We start from the raw sequence: 9,790 nt of genomic DNA on the forward strand, positions 1-9,790 counted from the left end.
CTCGTCGGCCCGGTGCGCGGCCTCGAGGGCGTGGTCCGCCGCGGGCCCGAACCGCTCGCCCTCGCCGAGCACCTCGGCCAGCTGGAGGTGGAGCTGGGCGTGGCCCGCCGGCTGCAGGAACGGTCCGCCGTGCTCCAGCGCGGCCCGCGCCGCCCGCTCGGCGGTCTCCAGGTCCCCGAGGTGCCGCGCGGCCCTGGTGAGCCGCGCCTCCTGCTCCACCGCGAACCAGGGCAGCCCGGCCGCCACGTACGTCCGCGCGGCCCCGTCGAGCAGCTCCGCCGCGGCCGCCACGTCCCCGGCGCGCGCCGCCAGCTCCCCGAGCATGCCGGTCGCCTCGGCGGCCCGTGAGGCCAGCCGTACGTCGGCGGTACGGGGCCCGGCGAGGGCCAGCAGCTCCCGCACCGCCTCCTCGGCGGCGGCGACGGTCTCCCCGTCCGGTTCCTCCCCGGCGTCCTCCACCCGCTGCATCAGGACGCGCGCCCGGCTCATCAGCACGGACGCCGTCTGCCGTACGCCGGTGCCGCCCCCGGAGAACAACGCGAGGACCCGTTCGTACGGTTCGGAGACCAGCTCCAGGGCCGCCGCGGTGTCACCCGTGAACGCCCGGACGGACGCCCCGCGCGCGCGTGCCGCCAGCGCCTCCCCGGGATCACCGGCCTCCTCGTACAGCTCCGCCGCGTGCGCGAACAGGGCCACGCCCTCGGGGCCGCGGCCCATCGCCTCGTGGTCGGCGATCTCCGCCCGGTCGAACGCGGCCAGTTCCGCGCCCTCCGCCCGGGCGGCCCGCGCCACCGCCGCCCACGCCTCCACGGCGTCCGGGTGCAGCGCCTCCGAGAGCCGCCGGGCCTCGGCCAGCAGGTCGGGCAGGCCGGGGGCGACCTCCGGCCGGGCGTCCGGTGCCGTGGAGCCCGCGGCGGCCGCCGCTCCCGATGCCGGCACGCGCGCCCGCCCGGGCGAGCGCACACCGAGCGGCAGCCGCTCCACCAGCGGCCCGCGGCCCATGCGCTCCTCGGCACGCGCACCGACGTACGGCGTGCCGTTGCGCCCGTCGAAGCGTGCGGCCAGCACTCGGGCCTCCCCGCGCGCGTGGGTGGCCAGTTCCCGTGCCGTCCAGGCGCGGCCGGCGGGCCCGGGCACCGGCTGCCCGCCCAGCCCCAGCTCCACCAGGCGGTCCATCAGGAGGGCCACCACGGCCAGGAAGTCCAGCTTGCTGCGCGGGTCCCCGCCGTCGGTGAAGTACGCGGGGCGCTCGGCGAGCAGCTCCAGCCCCCGTGCCTCGTTGCCGGACAGCGCGCAGAACTCCAGGTGGTCCGCGTAGGCGCTGCGCATGCTCTCCATGGCCCGCACCAGCCGGAAACCGCGCAGGTGGTGGGCGCGGGCCTCGTCGTGGCGGCCCAGGCGCAGCAGCGGCAGCAGGGAGGAGGCCAGCACCGTATGCGGCTCGTGGGCGCACGTGTACTCGCCCTGGAGGACCGGCGCCCACAGCCGGAGCGCCTCGGCGTCGTCGCCGCGCAGGGTCTGCCACCAGCCCTGCCCGTGCAGCTCGCAGGCGTGGCAGTCGGCCATGCCGTCCCGGTCGGCCGCCAGCCACGCCGCGTACGCCCGCTCGGCCCGCGCGACGTCGCCCACGTGCGCGGCCACGCTGAACTCGGCGCTGCGCACCGCCCGTTCGGAGTGCCCGGCGAGCCGGTAGCGGCGCTCCATCTCGCCGAGCCACTTCTCGATCGAGGCGAGCGGGACGTGCGGCTGGTTGAGCATGCCGGCCGACATCCACTTGAAGACCCAGTGCAGGGAGTGCGTCTCGTACTCGTCGAAGTCCTCGGGGCGCTCGTCCCACATGCGCAGCAGGCGCGCGAAGGGGACGAACATCTTGTCCTTCTCGGAGCTGTAGTTGTAGACCTTCAGCTGGTGGCCGAGCGCCTCGATCACGGCGAGCGGGATGCCCAGCTTCTCCGCCTGGACGAGCAGGTGCTCCGCGCGTGCGTTGCGCGCCGGGCCCTCCGGCCGGTCGTGGTTGTCGGCCATCGCCCGGCGCAGCTCGTCGAAGTCGGTGATGTCGCCGGCCGGGCCCCTCCCGTGCGCTGTGCTCATCGGCGGCCGTCCTCCCCGGACTCGGTGTGGGTGGCCCATTCCAGGAGGCCGATGAACGCGCGGTTCAGGAGCGCCGTGTCCGCGGGCCGCAGGGGGCGCTGCGCCATCAGCAGGGCCTGCCCGTACAGGGACTCCGTCGCGGTGCCGATCAGCTCCGGATCCTTCAGGGAGCCGACCTTGCGGATCAGCGGGTTGAGGTGGTTGAGCACCAGCCGCGCGCGCGGGGCGCTGCCGCGGAGCGAACCGAGGATGCCCGCCCACAGGTCGTCGGCCCGCTCCTCGGCCTCGGCGCGCGCCTGCTCGTGCCGGGCCGCCCGGTCGTCCAGGTGCAGCGCGGGCACCGACAGCGGGTGGAACGCCCGCAGCACGACGTCGCAGCCCAGGGGGTCGAGGGCGGCCCGCGCGGCGGCCAGGAACCCCGCGAGGGCCAGCTCCTGGTCCGGGTCCACGGTGTCCAGGTGCGCGGTCACCGTGTCGGCGTCCAGCTCGGCGACCACCGTCCCCGGGCGCACCGCCGGCAGCGCCTCGACCAGCTCGCTGTCGTAGGTGTAGCCGCCGTTCACCACGCCCACGCCCTGTGCGGACGCGATGGGCGCGACCTGCCGGTACTCCTCCACGGTGCGCGTGAAGTGCACCACCGGGTGGCGCTGCGCGAACTCCTCCAGGGAGAGCCGCCCGTCGGTCGTCTCGAACGGCAGCCACGGCAGCATCGTGCGCAGCATCTCCGCGTCGTGCCGCGCCAGCGACTTCACGCCCAGGTGGTGCACCGACAGGAAGGCCGCCAGCCGCTCCGGGTCACCGGCCGCGAGCCCGGTCAGCCAGGAGCGGACCCGTTCGCCCAGGGCCTCCCGCACCGCCGCGAGGGTCTCGTCCTCGTACAGCGACTCGCGCGAGGCGGTGGGCCGGAGGCTGTCGGTGTCGAGGACGCAGCGCACGAAGAACGCCCAGTCCGGCAGCAGTTGTTCGGCCCGCTCGGTGAGCAGCATGCCCTTCAGGTGCACCCGGTGGCCCGCGCGCTGGGCGGGGCTCACCGCGGACGGCAGCACGTACGCCACGCCCCGTACACCGGCGAGGGGCACGTCCAGCTCGATCGAGTCCAGCGGGACGAAGCCGAACAGCTCCTGGCAGTGCCGCGCCAGGGCCACCCGCCGGGCGGCGGGCGAGAGGTGGTGGCCGTCCCAGGGCGCGGACGCACCGGTGACCGCCTCGTCGTCCACGCGCACGTCGTACGGCAGCAGCGAGCCGAAGTCCCGCGCCAGGGCGAGGACCCGGTCCCGGCCGAGCCAGTCGGCCGCCCCGGGCCGTGCCGTGAGGAACACGGTCGTACCCGGTTCCGTACGGGCGTCCCCGTCCAGGGTGCGCACGGTGTACGAGCCGTCGTCGCTCGCCGTCCACTCCACGGGCGGCGCGTCCGGCGTACGGGCGCTGCGGCTGACGACCCGGATGCGCTCGGCGACCACGAAGCACGCGAGCAGCCCGATGCCGAACTGCCCCAGGAACTCCGAGCGCGCCGACTCCAGTCCCTCCGCCCGCTTGGAACTGCGGCCGATGGTGGCGAGGAGGCTGTGCACGTCCGCCTCGGTGAGCCCGATGCCGGAGTCCTCCACGCGCAGGGAGCCGCCCTGCGCGTACAGCCGCACGACGGCGGGTGCGCCGGGCTGTTCCGCGCGCCGGGCGGTGATGGCGTCCACGGCGTTCTGCAGCAGTTCGCGCAGGTAGACCTTGGGACTGGAGTAGAGGTGATGGGAGAGCAGGTCCACCAGACCGCGCAGGTCGACCTGGAACGTATGGGGTGACTGTGGTGCCTGGGATGACTGTGAGGTCTGGGAATCCATCGTCACGGCGCCGCTGGCGGGGGGTCGGTCGACGGCGCGGGGTCGGGCGGACCGGTGGGGCGGTGACCGCGGGGGATGGCCGTAGGGGGCGCCATCCTAGGCCGCGAGCCACCCGTCTGACCAGCGGATTCGGGGGACGTCTACGGCATTGTCAGTGGCGTGGTGTGCAATGGATCTCGTGCCCGCACTGGAAGAACCACTGAAGAAGGTGCTCGGCCCCGCCACCGCGAAGGTGATGGCCGAGCACCTCGGCCTGCACACCGTCGGCGACCTGCTCCACCACTATCCCCGCAGGTACGAGGAGCGCGGTCGGCTCACCCACCTCGCCGACCTGCCCATGGACGAGCACGTCACGGTGGTCGCCCAGGTCGCCGACGCCCGCCTGCACACCTTCGCCTCCGCCAAGGCCCCGCGCGGCAAGGGACAGCGCCTGGAAGTGACGATCACGGACGGCAGCGGCCGCCTCCAGCTCGTCTTCTTCGGCGCCGGCGTGCACAAGCCGCACAAGGAGCTGCTGCCCGGCACCCGCGCCCTCTTCGCCGGCAAGGTCTCCGTCTTCAACCGCCGCCTCCAGCTGGCCCACCCGGCCTACGAGCTGCTGCGCGGTGACACGGGAGAGGCGGCCGAGACGGTCGACAGCTGGGCGGGCGCCCTGATCCCGATCTATCCGGCCACCGCCAAGCTGGAGTCCTGGAAGCTCGCCAAGGCCGTCCAGACGATCCTGCCGAGCGCCCAGGAGGCCGTCGACCCGCTGCCGGAGTCCCTCCGTGCGGGCCGGGGCATGGTCGCGCTGCCCGAGGCCCTGCTGAAGATCCACCGCCCGCACACCAAGGCGGACGTCGAGGACGCCCGCACCCGCCTGAAGTGGGACGAGGCCTTCGTCCTCCAGGTCGCCCTGGCCCGCCGCCGCCACGCCGACGCCCAGCTCCCGGCCGTCGCCCGCAGGCCCGCCCCCGACGGCCTCCTCACCGCTTTCGACGCCAAGCTGCCCTTCACCCTGACGGACGGCCAGCGGAAGGTGTCGGAGGAGATCTTCGGCGACCTGGCGACCGAGCACCCGATGCACCGGCTGCTGCAGGGGGAGGTGGGTTCCGGCAAGACGATGGTCGCCCTCCGCGCCATGCTCGCCGTCGTCGACGCGGGCGGGCAGGCCGCCCTGCTCGCGCCCACCGAGGTGCTCGCCCAGCAGCACCACCGGTCGGTCACCGAGATGATGGGCGAGCTGGCCGGTTGGGGATTGTGGCGCGAAGCGCCTCCGCAGAAGGGTGGTGGTGGGCGACGGGAGGGCATGCTCGGCGGGTCCGAGCACGCCACCAAGGTGGTGCTCCTCACCGGCTCCATGGGCGCCGCCGCCCGCCGCCAGGCGCTGCTGGACCTCGTGACCGGCGAGGCCGGCGTCGTCATCGGCACGCACGCGCTGATCGAGGACAAGGTGCAGTTCCACGACCTCGGCCTGGTCGTGGTCGACGAGCAGCACCGCTTCGGCGTCGAGCAGCGCGACGCCCTGCGCGGCAAGGGCAAGCAACCGCCGCACCTGCTGGTCATGACCGCCACGCCCATCCCGCGCACGGTCGCCATGACCGTCTTCGGCGACCTGGAGACCTCCGTCCTCGACCAGCTGCCCGCGGGCCGCTCGCCGATCGCCAGCCATGTCGTCCCGGCCGCCGAAAAGCCGCACTTCCTCGCGCGCGCGTGGGAGCGGGTGCGGGAGGAAGTGGAGAACGGCCATCAGGCGTACGTGGTCTGCCCCCGTATCGGGGACGAGGAGGACGACGGCAGGAAGAAGAAGTCACAGGAGGACGAAGGGGCGGACAAGCGCCCGCCCCTCGCCGTCCTCGAGGTCGCCGACCAGCTCGCCAAGGGCCCCCTCCAGGGGCTGAAGGTCGAGGTCCTGCACGGGCGCATGCAGCCCGACGACAAGGATGCCGTGATGCGCCGCTTCGCGGCGGGCGAGACCGACGTGCTGGTGGCGACCACCGTCATCGAGGTCGGCGTCAACGTCCCGAACGCCACCGCGATGGTGATCATGGACGCCGACCGGTTCGGCGTCTCGCAGCTGCACCAGCTGCGCGGCCGGGTCGGCCGCGGCTCCGCCGCCGGCCTCTGCCTCCTGGTCACCGAGATGCCCGAGGCGAGCGCGGCCCGGCAGCGCCTGAACGCGGTCGCGTCCACCCTGGACGGCTTCGAGCTCTCCCGCATCGACCTGGAACAGCGCCGCGAGGGCGATGTCCTCGGCCAGGCCCAGTCCGGCGCCCGCACCTCCCTGCGGATGCTCGCCGTCATCGAGGACGAGGAGATCATCGCCGAGGCCCGTGAGGAGGCCGCGGCCGTGGTCGCCGCCGACCCGGAGCTGGAGCGCCTCCCCGGTCTGCGCACGGCCCTGGACGCGCTGCTGGACGCGGAGCGCGAGCAGTACCTGGACAAGGGGTGACGGAGGGTCGACGGGAGGATGACGGCTCCGCCCGTACTGCCGCCGCCGTCCGCCGTTCCCGTCACCGACTGCGAGACTGGACCGGTCACGGCACCACCGACACCGACACCGACCGACCCGACCACGGACAAGGACCGAGAAGATGACCCGCGTGATCGCCGGCCTGGCCGGCGGACGCCGACTGGCCGTCCCGCAGGGCGGCGGCACCCGCCCCACCTCCGACCGCGCGCGCGAGGCCCTCTTCTCCACCTGGGAGTCCCTGCTCGGCGGCCCGATCGGCGGGGAGCGCGTCCTCGACCTGTACGCGGGTTCCGGCGCCGTCGGACTGGAGGCGCTCAGCCGGGGCGCCTCCCACGCCCTGCTCGTCGAGGCCGACGCCCGCGCCGTCCGCACGGTCCGCGCGAACGTGAGCGCGCTCGCCCTCCCCGGCGCCGAGGTCAGAGCGGGCAAGGCGGAGCAGGTCGCCCGGACCCCGGCCCCGGCCGACCCGTACGACATCGTCTTCCTCGACCCGCCGTACGCGGTCGCGGACGATGATCTCCGGGAGATCCTGGTCACACTCCGCACCGGGGGCTGGCTCGCGGCGGACGCCCTGGTCACCGTGGAGCGCAGCACCAGGGGCGGGGAGTTCGTCTGGCCGGAGGGGTTCCGGGCGCTACGCGCCCGTCGCTACGGCGAAGGAACGCTTTGGTACGGTCGCGCCGCCTCTACGTGCGACAACGCACGATGACCGGACCGGAGAGCGAGGGACCTCAAGTGCGCCGCGCCGTCTGTCCCGGGTCGTTCGACCCGATCACCAACGGACACCTCGACATCATCGCCCGCGCCGCGAAGCTGTACGACGTCGTCCACGTCGCGGTGATGATCAACAAGTCCAAGAAGGGCCTGTTCGAGATCGACCAGCGGATCGACCTGATCCGCCAGGTCACCGCCGAGTACGGGAACGTGGAGGTCGAGTCCTTCCACGGTCTCCTCGTCGACTTCTGCAAGCAGCGCGACATCCCGGCCATCGTCAAGGGCCTGCGCGCCGTCAGCGACTTCGACTACGAGCTGCAGATGGCCCAGATGAACATCGGCCTCTCCGGTGTCGAGACCCTCTTCGTCCCCACCAATCCGACCTACAGCTTTCTCTCCTCCTCCCTCGTCAAGGAGGTGGCGACCTGGGGCGGTGACGTCTCCCACCTGGTGCCGCCGGTGGTCCTCCAGGCCCTGAACCAGCGCCTCGGGCAGGACTGAGGGCCGGTAAGGCACCATCCGGTGTCGGGCGGGGCGCCGGTGGCCGTACAGTCGACCCGTCCGTCTCCAACACACTGCAGAGAGTGGCGAGCACACGGTGGACGTGCAGAAGAAGCTCGACGAGATCGTCGCGGCGGTGTCCGGCGCCCGGGGCATGCCCATGTCGGCCTCGTGCGTGGTGAACCGCGCCGACCTGCTCGCGTCGCTCGAAGAGGTCCGCGCGGCGCTGCCCGGCTCCCTCGCGGAGGCCGAGGAGCTGATCGGCGACCGTGACCAGATGGTCCGGCAGGCCCGCCAGGAAGCCGACCGGATCATCGAGGGCGCGCACGCCCAGCGCGGCTCCCTGATCTCCGACACCGAGGTCGCCCGCCGCTCGCAGGCCGAGGCGGACCGCATCCTCACCGAGGCCCGCCGGGAGGCCGAGGAGGTCCGCGCGGAGGCCGACGAGTACGTCGACTCCAAGCTCGCCAACTTCGAGGTCGTCCTCACCAAGACCCTGGGCTCCGTCGGCCGCGGCCGCGAGAAGCTCCTCGGCACCGGCCCCGGCACGGACGAGAACGGGTACGAGGACGAGGACGCCCCCGAGCGCAGCCACGACCCGGAGACCCTGCGCCGCGACGCCGACGCGTACGTCGACGCCAAGCTGGGCGCCTTCGAAGCGGTGCTCGCCAAGACCCTCCAGGCCGTCGGCCGGGGCCGCGAGAAGCTGCACGGCCGCATCGCCACCGACGACCTCGGCGCCCTCGCCCTGGACGGCGACGGCATCCGCAAGCAGCACACCAGCGACGCCGACTACCTGGCGGACCTGGCCGCGCTCGCGGACGCCCCCGCGCCCGCCCGTACCCCGGAACGGCCCCCGGCCCAGGAGCCGGCCGCGGAGGTCCCGGTCCACCAGCAGTACGCCCAGCACCAGCAGGACGCCTACGCGTACCAGCAGCAGGACCAGTACGGCTACCAGCAGGGTTACGGCGGCCAGCCGGACCCCTACGGCTACCAGCAGGCCGACCCGTACGCCGCGTACCCGCAGCAGCCGGCGTACGACCCGAACCAGCTTCCGCAGCCGGACCAGGGGCAGCAGGGACACCCGGGGCAGCAGGGCCACCAGGAACACGGACAGCGGGACCAGCAGGGGTACGCGCTCGACGAGACGAGCCTCTTCGACACCAGCATGATCAGCGCCGAGCAGCTGCGCCAGTACGAGCAGGGCCGCGGCGGCCACTGACCGGTGGCCGAAGGCCCTGGCGGTCCTGTCCCGGCCGGGGCCGCTGTCCGGCGGTCACCCACCGGTTTGGGCCGGAGGCGAATGGTCCAGTATCCTGTCTCTTCGGTCGCGCCTGCGTTCACGCTGCCTGTGCGGACGCCGAAGACGCCCGCGACCGACAGCCGCCCCCGACACCGGGGCGGCGTACTTCCCCCGAGCTGTGAAGACCGGAAGCAGAAATGGCCTCGAACGCCCGCCTCGACCACCGCAACCCCCTCGTGTTCGACACGCACGAGCTGGGGCGGCGTCCTGGTGCGCTGCAGCGCCTGAACCGCACGGTCGACGCCCCCAAGGATCTCGGTATCCAGGACGTCATCGGAGTGCCCGAGGGTGCCCCGGTGGAGCTCGACCTCCGGCTGGAGTCGGTCATGGAAGGGGTGCTTGTCACAGGCACCGCCCGTGCACGGGCCGAGGGGGAGTGCGTAAGGTGTCTGGAGCCGCTCGGGCTGGAGCTCGAAGCGGACTTCCAGGAGATGTTCTCGTACCCTGACGCCGACGACCGGGGCCGTGTGAAAGCGGAGCCGGCCGACGACGCCGAGGAAGACGAGGACGGACCCCTCCTCGAGGACGGCCTGTTCGACCTCGAACCCGTGCTGCGCGATGCGGTGGTGCTCGCACTGCCGATGCAGCCGGTGTGCCAGGACGACTGCCCCGGCCTGTGCTCCGAGTGCGGAGCCCGGCTCGCGGACGACCCGGACCACCACCACGACGCCGTCGACATCCGTTGGGCGGCACTGCAGGGACTCGCCGGTTCACTCGAAGATGGCGAGAAGGACGAGATGAGCGGCGCCGAGTCGGGCGTCGACGAGAAGCAGGAGAAGTAGCCGTGGCTGTTCCGAAGCGGAAGATGTCGCGCAGCAACACGCGCCACCGCCGGTCGCAGTGGAAGGCTGCGGTCCCCACCCTGGTTGCGTGCGAGCGCTGCCACGAGCCCAA

At 73.3% G+C, this 9,790-nt stretch carries 8 protein-coding genes; 6 read left to right on the top strand and 2 right to left on the bottom strand.

Translation table 11 applies throughout. From position 1 onward, the window contains the following. Positions 1–2,091: tetratricopeptide repeat protein (locus tag UW392_RS07835; RefSeq protein ID WP_320774151.1), on the bottom strand; the 2,091-nt coding region annotated here is incomplete at its 3' end. Continuing rightward, positions 2,088–3,926: an HSP90 family protein gene (locus tag UW392_RS07840; RefSeq protein WP_320774152.1), complete on the bottom strand. Its 1,839-nt coding sequence runs from the start codon at positions 3,924–3,926 to the stop codon at positions 2,088–2,090. The genes UW392_RS07840 and UW392_RS07835, both read right to left, overlap by 4 nt. Positions 3,927–4,095: 169 nt before the next feature. Here UW392_RS07840 and recG point away from each other — a divergent pair, with 169 nt between their 5' ends. From recG to rpmF, 6 genes are all read left to right on the top strand, one after another. Next, complete coding sequence (gene recG / locus UW392_RS07845; protein WP_320774153.1) at positions 4,096–6,357, top strand: ATP-dependent DNA helicase RecG; 2,262 nt, start codon at positions 4,096–4,098, stop codon at positions 6,355–6,357. A gap of 76 nt (positions 6,358–6,433) precedes the next feature. After that, complete coding sequence (rsmD, locus tag UW392_RS07850; RefSeq protein WP_320774157.1) at positions 6,434–7,087, top strand: 16S rRNA (guanine(966)-N(2))-methyltransferase RsmD; 654 nt, start codon at positions 6,434–6,436, stop codon at positions 7,085–7,087. Positions 7,088–7,113: 26 nt separating this feature from the next. Continuing rightward, complete coding sequence (coaD, locus tag UW392_RS07855) at positions 7,114–7,593, top strand: pantetheine-phosphate adenylyltransferase (RefSeq protein ID WP_320774154.1); 480 nt, start codon at positions 7,114–7,116, stop codon at positions 7,591–7,593. Between the two features lie 97 nt (positions 7,594–7,690). Next, on the top strand, positions 7,691–8,815 hold the full coding sequence (locus tag UW392_RS07860) for an ATP synthase F0 subunit B (protein ID WP_320774155.1): 1,125 nt from the start codon (positions 7,691–7,693) through the stop codon (positions 8,813–8,815). A 218-nt stretch (positions 8,816–9,033) separates the two neighbouring features. Next, positions 9,034–9,678 carry a DUF177 domain-containing protein gene (locus UW392_RS07865; protein ID WP_320774156.1) on the top strand — a complete coding sequence of 215 codons (645 nt, stop codon included), beginning with the start codon at positions 9,034–9,036 and terminating at the stop codon, positions 9,676–9,678. Positions 9,679–9,680: 2 nt separating this feature from the next. Continuing rightward, a partial coding sequence (rpmF, locus tag UW392_RS07870) for a 50S ribosomal protein L32 (RefSeq protein ID WP_320774158.1) occupies positions 9,681–9,790 on the top strand: 110 nt, incomplete at its 3' end.

The organism is Streptomyces sp. CRN 30, from assembly GCF_034105845.1.